The 12,399-nt window shown below is 63.6% G+C and carries 10 protein-coding genes, 2 riboswitches and 1 other annotated feature; of the genes, 1 reads left to right on the forward strand and 9 read right to left on the reverse strand.

What is annotated here, in order from left to right:
* The first annotated feature begins 233 nt into the window (after nucleotides 1-233).
* Nucleotides 234-1,556, forward strand: a complete 1,323-nt coding sequence (locus tag BZF61_RS06890; protein ID WP_086618025.1) for a tyrosine-type recombinase/integrase — start codon at nucleotides 234-236, stop codon at nucleotides 1,554-1,556.
* A gap of 182 nt (nucleotides 1,557-1,738) precedes the next feature.
* Here BZF61_RS06890 and BZF61_RS06895 read toward each other — a convergent pair.
* From BZF61_RS06895 to BZF61_RS06935, 9 genes are all read right to left on the reverse strand, one after another.
* Nucleotides 1,739-2,967 (reverse strand): IS3 family transposase gene (locus BZF61_RS06895; protein ID WP_143736950.1). Its coding sequence is split into 2 segments (ribosomal slippage): nucleotides 1,739-2,679 and nucleotides 2,679-2,967, totalling 1,230 coding nucleotides; the frame shifts between segments, so codons are not numbered across the junction.
* Nucleotides 2,570-2,686, reverse strand: a sequence feature (AL1L pseudoknot). It overlaps the preceding gene by 117 nt.
* 169 nt (nucleotides 2,968-3,136) lie before the next feature.
* A complete protein-coding gene (locus BZF61_RS06900; protein ID WP_086618026.1) occupies nucleotides 3,137-3,379 on the reverse strand; it encodes a Rieske 2Fe-2S domain-containing protein in 243 nt (80 codons plus the stop codon).
* Nucleotides 3,380-3,469: 90 nt separating this feature from the next.
* The gene (locus BZF61_RS06905) at nucleotides 3,470-4,531 is read right to left on the reverse strand and encodes a homocysteine S-methyltransferase family protein (RefSeq protein ID WP_086618028.1); all 1,062 of its coding nucleotides are present in this window, start codon (nucleotides 4,529-4,531) and stop codon (nucleotides 3,470-3,472) included.
* Nucleotides 4,532-4,544: 13 nt separating this feature from the next.
* Complete coding sequence (locus tag BZF61_RS06910; protein ID WP_086618029.1) at nucleotides 4,545-4,823, reverse strand: hypothetical protein; 279 nt, start codon at nucleotides 4,821-4,823, stop codon at nucleotides 4,545-4,547.
* The gene (locus tag BZF61_RS06915) at nucleotides 4,820-5,923 is read right to left on the reverse strand and encodes an FAD-binding oxidoreductase (protein ID WP_169711948.1); all 1,104 of its coding nucleotides are present in this window, start codon (nucleotides 5,921-5,923) and stop codon (nucleotides 4,820-4,822) included. Before BZF61_RS06915 ends, BZF61_RS06910 begins: the two co-directional genes overlap by 4 nt.
* A 15-nt stretch (nucleotides 5,924-5,938) precedes the next feature.
* Nucleotides 5,939-7,186 (reverse strand): aromatic ring-hydroxylating oxygenase subunit alpha, encoded by a 1,248-nt coding sequence (locus BZF61_RS06920; RefSeq protein WP_086618031.1) that lies wholly within the window; start codon nucleotides 7,184-7,186, stop codon nucleotides 5,939-5,941.
* 116 nt (nucleotides 7,187-7,302) lie between these two features.
* A riboswitch (cobalamin riboswitch) is annotated at nucleotides 7,303-7,509 on the reverse strand.
* Nucleotides 7,510-7,579: 70 nt separating this feature from the next.
* Nucleotides 7,580-7,852, reverse strand: coding sequence for an ABC transporter substrate-binding protein (locus tag BZF61_RS16105; RefSeq protein WP_086618032.1), 273 nt, complete (start codon nucleotides 7,850-7,852; stop codon nucleotides 7,580-7,582).
* 172 nt (nucleotides 7,853-8,024) lie between these two features.
* Nucleotides 8,025-9,152 carry a ribonucleotide-diphosphate reductase subunit beta gene (locus tag BZF61_RS06930; RefSeq protein ID WP_086618292.1) on the reverse strand — a complete coding sequence of 376 codons (1,128 nt, stop codon included), beginning with the start codon at nucleotides 9,150-9,152 and terminating at the stop codon, nucleotides 8,025-8,027.
* A gap of 29 nt (nucleotides 9,153-9,181) precedes the next feature.
* Entirely contained in the window at nucleotides 9,182-12,190 is a 3,009-nt protein-coding gene (locus BZF61_RS06935) for a ribonucleoside-diphosphate reductase subunit alpha (RefSeq protein ID WP_211276729.1), read from the reverse strand.
* Nucleotides 12,182-12,394, reverse strand: a riboswitch (cobalamin riboswitch). (Overlaps the previous gene by 9 nt.)
* Between the last annotated feature and the right edge of the window lie 5 nt (nucleotides 12,395-12,399).

Genomic DNA, 12,399 nt, shown 5'->3' on the forward strand with positions numbered 1-12,399 from the left:
AAATTTTGGCGCACCCGACAGGATTCGAACCTGTGACCTCTGCCTTCGGAGCAATTTAAGCTGCCCATCCGAAAAACACGCCAGGGCACGCTATGGTACGCCATCTATCTGATCTGACTGGATTTTCTAAAAATCGAGGAGCACGTTCGTATCCGGCACTGCGCCGCAATTTCGGCCCGAGTGCTTACGTGGTGCTTACGCGAGAAGTCGGCGTAGCGATCTGAGAGAAGGTGATGGCGAAGATCACCAAGAGGATCGTCGACGCCGCCGAAGCCCGGGAGAAGGACTACGTCATTTGGGATGACGAGTTGCCCGGGTTCGGCCTGCGCGTTTTCAGCTCGGGCAAGCGGAGCTACGTCATCCAATATCGTGCAGGTGGTCGCTCGCGTCGCTACACCATAGGCCTTCACGGAATCTGGACCCCGGAGACGGCCCGTCAGGAGGCGAAGATCCAATTCGGCCGGATCGCGCAGGGCGATAATCCCGCCGAGGAACGGTACCTCGATCACAAGGCGCTCACAGTCAAGGAACTTTGCACATTGTACCTAGCGGATCTCGAGGCTGGTCTTATCCTCGGGAAAGGCGGACGCTCAAAGAGGCCGAGCACCATTACCGTCGACGTCGGCCGCATCCACCGGCACATCATCCCGCTGATCGGCACGCGTCGCGTGAAGGATCTGACGAAGGCTGACATCAACAAGGTCCTGAAGGACATCATGGCTGGAAAGACCCGAGTGTCCGTCAAAACCAAAAAACTCCGCGGCAAGGCCATAGTGCGAGGTGGAGTTGGAACCGCAACCCGAACGGTCGGCTTGCTTGGCGGCATTCTCACTTATGCCGTCGAAGCCGGGATCATAGACAGCAACCCGGCGCACGGCATCCGCAAGCCGAAAGACAATGTGCGAACTCGTCGTTTGTCTGAAGCGGAGTATCAGATCCTCGGTCAGATGCTGCGCGATGCGGCTAGGCAAGAGAAATATATCACGACCGTGGACATCATTCGACAGATCGCCCTGACGGGTTGCCGGCGCAGCGAGATGATCCAACTGAAATGGTCAGAGGTCGACAGCGAGGCGAGCTGCCTGCGCCTGCATGACAGCAAGGAAGGAAAATCGATTCGCGCCATCGGCTTGCCCGTCGTCGAGTATCTCGATCGCCGGCGTGTGTGGGCCGTTGGCACTTATGTTTTTCCCGGGCAGGGCGAGGACAATGCGTTCGGCAGCTTCCCAAACCACTGGGAACAGATCTTCAGGAAGTCGCCGCTGTCGGATGTCACGCCGCACGTGTTGCGTCATAGCTTCGCCAGTATCGCGAACGACTTGGGATTCACCGAAGTTACGATCGCAGCCTTGATGGGCCACTCGAAGGGGTCGGTTACGAGCAAGTACATCCACACTCTCGACACGGCGCTCGTGATGGCCGCGGACACAATCGCGGGCTACATCCAAGGCCTGCTCGATGGCATTGAGTACAAGCACACAGCGTATGCACTTGATCGTGACTCACGAAAGGCGGCACTTGGGCGTTTCTTGAGCAGGGCAGTTGGAGAACAGTAACCGTCCGGTGAGACTTTCAATTACCCATATTGTTGCCTTGCGCCGATAGAGATACCGAAAGCGATGTCGTGCAAGCGGGTCAAGCCGCGCCAGAGGACCGTGTTACCAGGTGGTGGATCATGGTTGCGGGCGAGATAGCCGCCTGAACCGCCCCGGGATTGCCGGAGGCCGTTTGGTTTGAGTTATGCGGCCATGGGCCTGTCGTCCAGCATGGCGTAATATCGTTGTTCGGCTTCGGCGGGCGGGATGTTGCCGATTGTCTCGAGCAGCCGCCTGTTGTTGAACCAGTCGACCCATTCGAGAGTGGCGTATTCGACGGCTTCGAACGAGCGCCACGGCCCTCGCCGGTGGATCACCTCGGCCTTGTAGAGGCCGTTGATCGCCTCGGCCAAGGCGTTGTCGTAGCTGTCGCCGACGCTGCCGACCGAAGGCTCGATCCCGGCTTCGGCAAGACGCTCGGTGTAGCGGATCGAGACGTACTGGCTGCCACGGTCGGAGTGGTGGACGAGGCCGCCCCGGTAGGCCGGTCTCCGCTCGTGGATTGCTTGTTCGAGAGCATCGAGCACGAAGCCGGTATGGGCCGTGCGGCTGACCCGCCAGCCAACGATGTAGCGGGCGTAGACGTCGATCACGAAGGCGACGTAGACGAACCCCGTCCAGGTCGCGACATAGGTGAAGTCCGAGACCCACAGCATGTTCGGCGCCGGCGCGTGGAACTGCCGGTCGACCAGGTCGAGCGGACACGGCGCTGCCTTGTCGCTCTTCGTGGTCTTCACCGGCTTGCCCCGGATCACACCCTGTAAACCCATCTCGCGCATCAGCCGCTCGACCGTGCAGCGGGCGATGTCGAAGCCTTCGCGCTGCATCTGCCGCCACACCTTGCGCGCGCCATAGACGCCGAAGTTATCGGCGAACACGCGCCGGACCTCGCCCTTCAATGCATCGTCGCGCCGGGCACGGGGCGACCGCCGCAAAGGATCGCGCCGCTGCGCTGCCCGCTCATGGTAGGTGGATGGGGCGATCGGCAGAACCCGGCAGATCGGCTCGACCCCATACTCCTCGCGATGCTCATCAATGAAGCTGGTCATCGCTTGAACGGGCGGTCGAGCTCCGCCTGGGCAAAATATGCCGACGCCTTGCGCAGGATCTCGTTGGCCTGCCGCAGTTCGTGGTTCTCGCGCTCCAGCGCCTTCAGCCGGTCGGCCAGCTCGGTCGGAACCCCGGCGCGCTTGCCGCTGTCCACCTCGGCCTTCTTGACCCACTCCAGCAGCGTATAGGCCGAGCATCCGATCTTGGCTGCGATCGACCGCACCGTCGCCCAGCGCGACGAATGCTCGTCCTCATGATCGAGCACCATCCGTACCGCACGCTCCCGAACCTCGGGTGAAAACTTGTTCGTCGTATTGCTCATAGAAGACCCGTCCTCTCAGGAGTTGGGCCTCCGGCAATCCCGGGGCGGTTCAGCCGAGCATGGCGATTTGCAGCAGATAGGCGACGAGCGTGGATCGTTGGAGACGCAGTCGCGTTCGGGCTGCTATAGCGCGAGAATCACAGCCACGCGACGACGTTGCCAGCGGCAATCAACATGATAATCTCGGCGATGCCGCGACATAGGATCTCATCCTGTTTGTCGCGCGGCAATGACGGCAAACATTGAGCAGCGCACGGACGTTGCCGTCAGCTGATCGCGTCAGGATCACCTGCTCGTTGCCGAGCCTGAACAGCTCGAAGTCGCCCGCACCAGGGATGCAGGCATGGGCGAGGCAATGCCAGTGCCGCCGGAACACGCGCTCCATGTCGCGCTCGAAGATCGTCGGGTCCATGTAGAACGGCCGCGCCGGGCCATGGCCGGGCCGGTGCGCGGCGACCAGCGATGCTCATGGTGGCGTCCTGTCTGGCCGGGATGTCGCGGGTCAGATCTCGATCCGGCGCTCCTTGTATTTTTCCGGGATCACGGCGTCGGTGCCGAAGAAGGCGTGCTTCGACATGTCGGGCGAATAGCGGCTGCCCGGCACGGTGCGGCCGAGCGCTTCGGCTACGGCGCGGATGTGGTGGGGCGCGGCGCCACAGCAGAGCCCGATATAGCGCACGCCCATGTCGTAGGCTTCGCGCGCGTATTCTGCGCATTCGTAGCGATTGCAGGTGAAGGGATCGAGCGCGGTCGGGAACGGGCGATCTCCCGGAATGCAGGAACAGGCCCGGTCGGTGAGTGACTGGAAGGTCGGCTCGGCATCGGTCGTGCGATAAGGCACCGGCAGCGAGGCGACATGGCACGATACCGCCTGCCGGACCTTTCTGACGACCGGCATCAGGGTCCTGGGACCGCGCTGGCAGTTCAGGCCCACCACATCCGCGCCGGCCGCCTCCAGTCGCTTGCAGGCGTCGACCACATCGACGCCGTCGAACATGTTTTCGTCGCGATGGACGGAGAGCGTCACGACCGTCGGCAGGTCCGTCGCCTTCATGACGTCGAGCGCGATCGCCGCCTCACCATACCAGTCGATCGTCTCTGCGATCAGGAAGTCCGCGCCTTCCTCGACCGCCCAGCCGATCTGCTCCTCGAACATGCCCCGGACAGCATTGTGCGTCTTCGGGTCGTCCGCCTCGTAGGCGTTGGTGTTGCAGATGTTTCCTGCCATCAGGCAGCCGTTGCGGTCGGCGACGTCTTTTGCGATGCGCAGGGCCTGACGGTTGATCGTCTCCAATATGTCCTCGCGGCCGATCACCCGCAGCTTCTCGCGATGGGCATAGTAGGTGAAAGCCTCGACGACGTCGGAGCCGGCATGGACGAAATCCTCGTGCAGCCGCGTCACCGCTTCAGGATGCTCGATCACGACTTCCGGGACGAACGGCCCTGCCTGGAGGTAGCCGCGCCGTTCCAACTCGAAGAGGTAGCCTTCGGCGCAGATGACCGGGCCGGCATCGAGCCGCTCGAGCAGACCGCGCTTGGACACCGACGCTTGCTGTGGGCTCATAAGAAATTCCTCCTCAGAGATTGGCGATTGGTTTGCGCCAGCCGCCGTCGCCCGCCACTGCAACGAGCAGGGTGCGCAACTGACGGACATGGGGATGCAGGACGACCGCGGAGCTGTCGATGATCTCGATCTGATAGCGCGCGGCTGCCTCCAGACAATCTTCCGCGGGCACCGACAGAAGCCAGTCGATGAACACTTCTTCAGGGGGCGGCAGCGGGGATATCCGTGCCATGGTTTCCCGACTGACGGCGCGCCGCTTCGTGACGATGTCCTTTTGCCGGGGCGCCGTCATGCTTCTATCTCCAGTGCGGAGAGCGGTTTCGAGCAGCACGCCAGGATGTAGCCCTCCGCGATCTCCTCGTCGAGGATGCCGCCATTGTGGCTCATCTCGACCTCGCCCGCCGACTTCTTCACCTTGCAGGTGCCGCACAGGCCGAACTCGCAGGCCGCCGGAATGCGCACGCCGGCCGCCCGCGCCGCCTGCAACACCGTCTGGCCGGCAAGGCATCCGGCCTCGACATCGGAGGTTGAAAACCGGATCGCCACTGTTTCCTGCACCGGCGCTTCGGCGGGCGGCGCATCGGAAAACGGCGCCGGCAGCGGCATCACCGCGGGCCGGCCGAAGCTTTCCTCGTGGTAATGCGCCATGTCGAAGCCGGCGGCCTCCAGCATGCCGCGCACCGCCCGCATGAACGGCTCCGGCCCGCAGCAGAACACCTCGCGCTCGCGGAAATCCGGCGACAGCATCGGCAGGCGCACCGCGTCGATGCGGCCGATATGGCCGAACCAGCTTTCGCGGCTGGACCGCTCCTCGACCAGGAACCCCAGCGACAGGCCGGGCATACGGGTGCCGAGAAGCTCCAGCTCCTTGCGGAAGATGATCTCCTCCGGGCGGCGGGCGCAGTTTACGAAGGCGACGTCGGTCCACGGCGCGCAGTCGAAGAGCCAGCGCAGCATCGACATCATCGGCGTGACGCCGGAGCCGGCCGAGACGAACAGGTACTTGGCCGCCGGGTGGTTGTGGTGGGTGAAATCGCCGGCCGGGCCGCAGGCTTTGACGCGGTCGCCAGGCTTCAGGTTGTCGAACATCCAGCGCGTGCCGACGCTGCCGGCCTGCGCCTTGGCCGTGACCGCGATCGAGAACGGCCGCGACGGCGAGGACGACAGCGTGTAGGTGCGCATCAGCGGCCCATCCGCCGCCGGCAGCTCCAGCGTGACGAACTGGCCCGGCTTGTAGCGGAACCAGGTCTGCACGTCGGAGCGGAAGGTGAAGGTCTTAACGTCCGGCGCCTCGTCGGCGACGCCGATCACCTCAAGCACCTGCAGCCGGTCGTTCCACGGGGCCATCTCGTCGAGATGGCGGTAGAGGCCGGGATCGGTCATGGCGTTCATCGCCCTCTCCCGGCCTCAGGCGACGCTGCGCAGACGCGGCGACCCGTCCTCGGCCAGCCGCAGCTCGATGAAGCGCGCATACCACTCCACGAACTGGACCACGCCGCCTTCGTGGATCTGCGAATAGGGGCCGGGCTCATAGGCGGGCGAGCGGATGCCGAACGCGTTCTCCTCGACGATGCGGCGGTCCTCGTCATTGGTCTCGGCCCAGACGTGGATCAGCTCGCCCAGGTCGTAGTCAACGCCCTCGACCGCGTCCTTGTGGACCAGCCACTTGGTCGTCACCGCCGTCTCGGTGGCGCTCAGCGGCAGCACCCGGAAGGTGACCGCATGGTCGCCCAGCACGTGGTTCCACGTCGTCGGATAGTGGTAGAGCATCAGCGTGCCGATGCGGTCCGCCGAGGCCGCGTCGGAAAGCCTGCGCCGCACCGCCGGCCTGCCCGTCATGGTGTAGCTCACCGCGTCGCGCAGCAGCGGCGCGCGCGTGGCGCGGTACTGGCCCGCCTCGTCGATACGGAAGCGCGACGGCAGCCCGGCCGCCTCGCAGCGCGCCCAGTGCGCCAGCATCTCCGGATCACTCTCGGCGCCGTTCACGCCGGTTATGGTCGGCGCCTCCGGGAAGGTCTTGCACAGCTCGGGATGGTTGCCCGCGCAATGATAGCATTCGCGGTTGTTCTCCCAGACGAGCTTCCAGTTGCCCTTCTCGACGATGGTGGCCTCGTGGGCGACCTTGGCCTCGGCGAGCCGGTGCGGCGCGAAATAGGGCTCCATCATCGCCCTGAACGGCGCGATGTCCGCCGGCTGCGGCGACAGGCAGATGAAGACGTAGCCCGCCACGCTCTCACAGGCGACCGGCTTCAGCCCGAAGTCCTCCTTGCGGAAATCCTCGGCCATCTGTCGCGCGAAGACGAGACTGCCATCGAGGTCGTAAGTCCACTGGTGGTAGGGGCACACCAGCGGCGCCGAGGTGCCGCGATCGGCCGTGCAGACGCGGCTGCCGCGGTGGCGGCACGAGTTGTGGAAGGCGCGGATCAGCCCGTCGCGGCCGCGTACCACCACCACCGGATAGTCGCCGACCTGCACGGTGAGGAAGCTGCCCGGCCTGGCCACCTCGCAGTCGTGGCCGACGAACAGCCAGTCCCGATACCAGATCAGCTCCAGGTCGAGCCGGTAGAAGTCCGGGTCGATGTAGAAGGGCTGCTCCAAGCTGAAGCCCTCGCGCCTGCTGCGGATCAGCCTCAGCATCTCACTGCGCACGTCCATGTCCGTCCTCGCTCGTCGCACAAGGACTGAACTGGTGGTGATGGAGGATTCGCGGCAGCAGGCGCCAGCCGGCGACCTGCGGCGCTCCGCCTCCTGACCGCCCACCGCGATCAGTCGGTTTCAACAGGTTCGAGGCTGGTTTCCGGGCTCCGGAGCCGTCCTTCCGGACCTTCCCGACACCTTCCCGGGCCTTTCGCCCAGTGGTCTCCCGTCGGGATCTCTCGCTCCGCTACCGTTGCGGGGGCAGCGCCGGCATCAAACCGGCTTCCCAATTATCCCTTCGGTTGATTCGCCGAAGGGCACCTTGAACGCTGTTCATTGGAGCACGGATGGATCTGAACCGAGAGCATGAAAGCGACATCGCCCAAGTGCAAAGGCGACAGGGGATTGCGATCAGCAACGCCACCGACCCGGCGCGCGAATAGCCGCGACGATCGCGTCAAGCCCGTCGGTCAGGGCTGCGGGACCAAGCTGGAGGATCAATGGCGACTCGATCTCGACGATGCGCCCGTCGCGCACGGCCGGGATCGCGCCCCATCCGGGCCGCTGCGCGATCCTTTCCGGCCGCACCTTCTTGCGGCAGCATGAGGCGAGGATGATGTCGGGCGCGGCGGCGATGACGGCCTCAGGCGAGACGATGCGGAGCCGGAGCCGACAGCGACCCAGACGACCGCCCCGAGCGACGGCTGCGCGACAACGGGACGCATGGTTTCGGCCGACATTGGACCGTCCTTTCTCATCATGTTTGTGGCCCGCATGTTAGCGGCTCCGGCGCGGGTGCGCGAGTGGCGCAGGGACGCCGAGCCACCACCGCGGCGCGCCTTCCTCCAGGTCCGCGTCAATCCCATGCCAGCGCTCCACCATTCTGGTACTCGATGACGCGGGTCTCGAAGAAGTTCTTCTCTTTCTTGAGGTCCATCGCCTCGCTCATCCAGGGAAATGGGTTCTCGACCTCGCCGAAAACCGGATTAAGGCCGAGCTGCGCGCAACGCCGATTGGCGATGAAGTGCATGTACTGCTCGCACAGCGACGCGTTGAGGCCGAGGAAGCCGCGCGGCATGGTATCGCGGCCATAGGCGGCCTCCAGTTCGGCGGCGTCTTTCAGCATACCCCGCACCTCGTCCTGGAAGGTCTTCGTCCACAGATGCGCGTTCTCTAGCTTGATCTGGTTAATGACATCGATGCCGAAGTTCAGATGGATGGACTCGTCGCGCAGGATGTACTGGTACTGCTCGGCGATGCCGACCATCTTGTTGCGCCGCCCGAGCGAGAGGATCTGCGCGAAGCCCGTGTAGAACCACATCCCTTCGAACACGACGTAGAAGGCCACCAGATCACGCAAAAAGGCCTGATCGGCCTCCGGCGTCCCGGTCCGGAAGGTCGGATCGTCGAGGTTGCGCGTGTAGTTCAATGCCCAGGCCGCCTTGTCGGTGATCGACGGCACCTCCCGGTACATATTGAACAACTCACCCTCGTCGAGACCAAGGCTTTCCACGATGTACTGGAAGGTATGGGTATGCACCGCCTCTTCGAAAGCCTGCCGCAAGAGGTATTGCCGGCATTCCGGATTGGTGAGGTGCCGGTAGATCGCCAGCACGATGTTGTTGGCGACGAGACTCTCGGAAGCGGCGAAGAAGCCGAGATTGCGCTTGATCATTCGCCGCTCATCTTCGGTGAGCCCATCGCGCGACTTCCAAAGCGCGATATCGGCCTGCATGGAGACTTCAGTCGGCATCCAATGATTGTTGCAGCCGGAGAGGTACTTTTCCCACGCCCAGCGATATTTGAGCGGCAAGAGCTGGTTCACGTCGGCGCGGCAATTGATCATACGCTTGTCATCAACCGACACGCGTGCCGCGCCGCGCTCGATCTCGCCAAGGCCTGTCGCATCGGCGACAGGAACCGCATCGGGCTCGGAAGAGACCGCGGTTGAGGGATTGGTTTTCGACTCAGACCAGTCGAGCATGATTTTCTCCTTTCTTTCTTCCCGGATGTTCACTGGCAGGCTTCACATTCGGGATCGTCGATGGCGCAGGCCTTGCCCCAAGCGGTGTTCGTGGCGATCACGACCGGTCCTGTGACAGGCGCCGCAACGACCGTCGCGGAGACGGCGTTAAGCTTGCCGTCGGTGCCCTTCAGCGTCGATTTCTCGACATGGGTCGCCGAACGCGAGCGCAGGTAATAGGTCGTCTTCAAGCCCTTGTGCCACGCCAGGCGGTAGAGCTCGTCGAGTTTCTTGCCGCTCGGATTGGCAATGTAGAGGTTGAGCGACTGCGCCTGGTCGATCCACTTCTGCCGGCGCGAGGCAGCCTCGATCAGCCATTTGGGGTCGATCTCGAAGGCGGTGGCGTAGAGCGCCCTGAGATCATCCGGGATACGGCCGATCTCGCCCACGGATCCGTCGAAATACTTGAGATCGGAGACCATCACCTCGTCCCACAAGTCGCGCTCCTTGAGATCGCGGACAAGCTGAGCATTCACCACGGTGAAGTCGCCCGACATGTTCGACTTGACGAACAGGTTCTGGTAGGCGGGCTCGATCGACTGCGACACGCCGCAGATGTTGGAGATCGTCGCCGTCGGCGCGATCGCCATCGTGTTGGAGTTGCGCATGCCGACGGTCTTCACCCGTTCGCGCAAGGCATCCCAGTCGAGGGTCGAGGACTCGTCCATCTCCACACCGGGGCGCGCGGCCTTGAGCAGGCGGATCGAGTCGATCGGCAGAATGCCCTTCGACCAGAGCGAACCCTCAAAACTCGAATAGCGCCCCCGCTCCGCTGCAAGATCGACCGAAGCCGAGATGGCGAAGTAGCTGATCGCCTCCGTCGAGCGGTCGGCGAACTCCACGGCGGCATCCGAGGCGTAGGGGATGCGCAGCTTCTGCAGCGCGTCCTGGAAGCCCATGAGGCCGAGGCCCACCGGCCGGTGGCGCAGGTTCGAGGCCCGAGCCTCGGGAATGGTGTAGAAATTGATGTCAACGACATTGTCGAGCATGCGCATGGCGGTCTTCACCGTCCGCCCGAGCTGCTCCATGTCGAGCCCGCCATCGCGAATGTGATTGACGAGGTTGACCGAGCCCAGGTTGCAGACAGCCACCTCGTCCCGCGAGGTATTGAGGGTAATCTCAGTGCAGAGGTTCGACGAATGCACCACGCCCCTGTGTTGCTGCGGCGACCGGATGTTGCATGGTTCCTTGAACGTGATCCACGGATGGCCCGTCTCGAACAGCATGGTGAGCATCTTCCGCCAGAGATCGACCGCCCGAACCTTGCGGAACACCTTGATCTCGCCTCGCGCCGCGGCCGCCTCATAGGCCTCATAGGCGTCGCGGAACGCCGGCCCATAGAGATCGTGCAGGTCCGGTGTCTCGTCAGGGGAAAACAGCGTCCATTCGGCGTCAGCCTCGACGCGTTCCATGAACAGGTCCGGCACCCAGTTGGCGGTGTTCATGTCGTGGGTGCGGCGGCGGTCGTCGCCCGTGTTCTTGCGCAGGTCAAGGAACTCTTCGATGTCGACGTGCCATGTCTCGAGATAGGCGCAGACCGCGCCCTTGCGCTTGCCACCCTGATTGACGGCGATGGCGGTATCGTTGGCGACCTTCAGAAATGGGACGACGCCCTGGCTTTCGCCGTTGGTGCCCTTGATATGCGCGCCAAGGCCGCGCACCGGCGTCCAGTCGTTGCCCAATCCGCCGGAGTATTTGGCGAGCAGGGCATTGTCCCGGATACCCTTGAAGATGGCGTCAAGGTCGTCGCCGATCGTCGTGAGAAAGCAGGACGAAAGCTGCGGCCGCGTCGTTCCCGAGTTGAACAGCGTCGGCGTCGAGGCCATGAAATCGAACGAGGAGAGGAGATTATAGAACTCGATTGCACGACCCTCGCGGTCGATCTCGCGCAGTGCCAAGCCCATTGCCACCCGCATGAAGAAGGCCTGTGGCAGTTCGAACCGCTTGCCCTGCGTATGAAGGAAGTAACGATCATAAAGTGTCTGCAAGCCGAGATACTGAAAATTGAGGTCGCGTTCCGGCGTCAGCGCCTCGCCGAGGCGCTTGAGGTCGAAACGTCCGAGTTCGGGATCGATCAGTTCCGCCTCAATGCCGGTCCTGATGAAATCCGGGAAATAGCGCGCATAGCGCGTCGACATTTCTGCCTGCGTCGCCTGTTCCGGGCGACCTGACACGAAGGTCAGCGCCTCGCGCCGCAGCCGGTCGAGCAGCAGGCGGGACGAGACGAAGGCGTAGTTTGGCTCCTGTTCTACGAGCGTGCGCGCCGCCATGATCAGGGCGAGCGACAACTCATCCTGCGTGATGCCATCATAGAGATTACGCCGGGTCTCGGTCAGGATCGGCTCGGCCGAAACTGCTTCGAGCCCGTCGCAGGCCTCCTCGAGGAGGCAGGCCAGCCGTGCCTCGTCCAGCGCCATAAGCGAGCCGTCCTCGGCCTTGATATGCAATAACGGCGCAACTGGTCCGGCCACCGCCACATTTTCAGCGGCACGCTCGCGGGCACGCTCCTCACGGTAGAGCACGTAGGCGCGCGCGACCTTGTGGTGTTCGCCGCGCATCAGCGCGAGCTCGACCTGATCCTGGATGTCTTCGATGTGGAAAGTCCTTCCGGCATCCGCTCGCCTGGTCAGGCCGGCGACGATCTGTTCGGTAAGCTTCGCCACGATATCGTGGACACGGCGCGAGGCGGCGGCGCTGTTTCCCTCAACGGCGAGAAATGCCTTGGTGAGCGCGACGGCAATCTTCGAGGCGTCGAATGGCGTGACGGTGCCATTGCGACGGATCACCTGATAGGCTGGTTCGGTCGCCGGCCGCGGCGGTCGCTTCGCGGTCGGCGGTTCATCTGGTTCGATCCGCGATGCGGCTTTGGCGATTAAGGACATCGGCTTGAGACCCCTTGTGTTTTGGGGCAAAGGCCGAGCGGACGCGTGCGTAGTCCGGCTGGAGGGGCCGGCAAGACGACAGCGACCACCGGGACACCCCGCCCGAGGACGTTTCATGCTGTCACGGCAGGTCTCCTGGCTTGCGGGTCACTACCTGCATCCTGCCTTCCCGAAGCCCGAGGGCTTCAGTGGCGCAATTGGGATGAAGGCTCGCCGCCTACAGTTGCGGGGACAGCTCCGGCATTGCCTTTATCTGGCGCACCGGATTCCCTCTTGGCTCTCGATCATCTGATTCGAGAGACCGTGACCGCTATATGTAGTATCCT

The organism is Erythrobacter tepidarius (assembly GCF_002155695.1).
GTDB classification, from domain to species: Bacteria; Pseudomonadota; Alphaproteobacteria; order Sphingomonadales; family Sphingomonadaceae; genus Erythrobacter; species Erythrobacter tepidarius.

Excerpts from the sequence above, each read along its gene's own strand:
- BZF61_RS06920 (WP_086618031.1), bottom strand. The coding sequence starts at position 7,186 with ATGGACGTGCGCAGTGAGATGCTGAGGCTGATCCGCAGCAGGCGCGAG.
- BZF61_RS06915 (WP_169711948.1), bottom strand. The coding sequence starts at position 5,923 with ATGAACGCCATGACCGATCCCGGCCTCTACCGCCATCTCGACGAGATG.
- BZF61_RS06910 (WP_086618029.1), bottom strand. The coding sequence starts at position 4,823 with ATGACGGCGCCCCGGCAAAAGGACATCGTCACGAAGCGGCGCGCCGTC.
- BZF61_RS06890 (WP_086618025.1), top strand. The coding sequence starts at position 234 with ATGGCGAAGATCACCAAGAGGATCGTCGACGCCGCCGAAGCCCGGGAG.
- BZF61_RS06905 (WP_086618028.1), bottom strand. The coding sequence starts at position 4,531 with ATGAGCCCACAGCAAGCGTCGGTGTCCAAGCGCGGTCTGCTCGAGCGG.
- BZF61_RS06930 (WP_086618292.1), bottom strand. The coding sequence starts at position 9,152 with ATGCTCGACTGGTCTGAGTCGAAAACCAATCCCTCAACCGCGGTCTCT.
- BZF61_RS06900 (WP_086618026.1), bottom strand. The coding sequence starts at position 3,379 with ATGGACCCGACGATCTTCGAGCGCGACATGGAGCGCGTGTTCCGGCGG.
- BZF61_RS06935 (WP_211276729.1), bottom strand. The coding sequence starts at position 12,190 with ATGAAACGTCCTCGGGCGGGGTGTCCCGGTGGTCGCTGTCGTCTTGCC.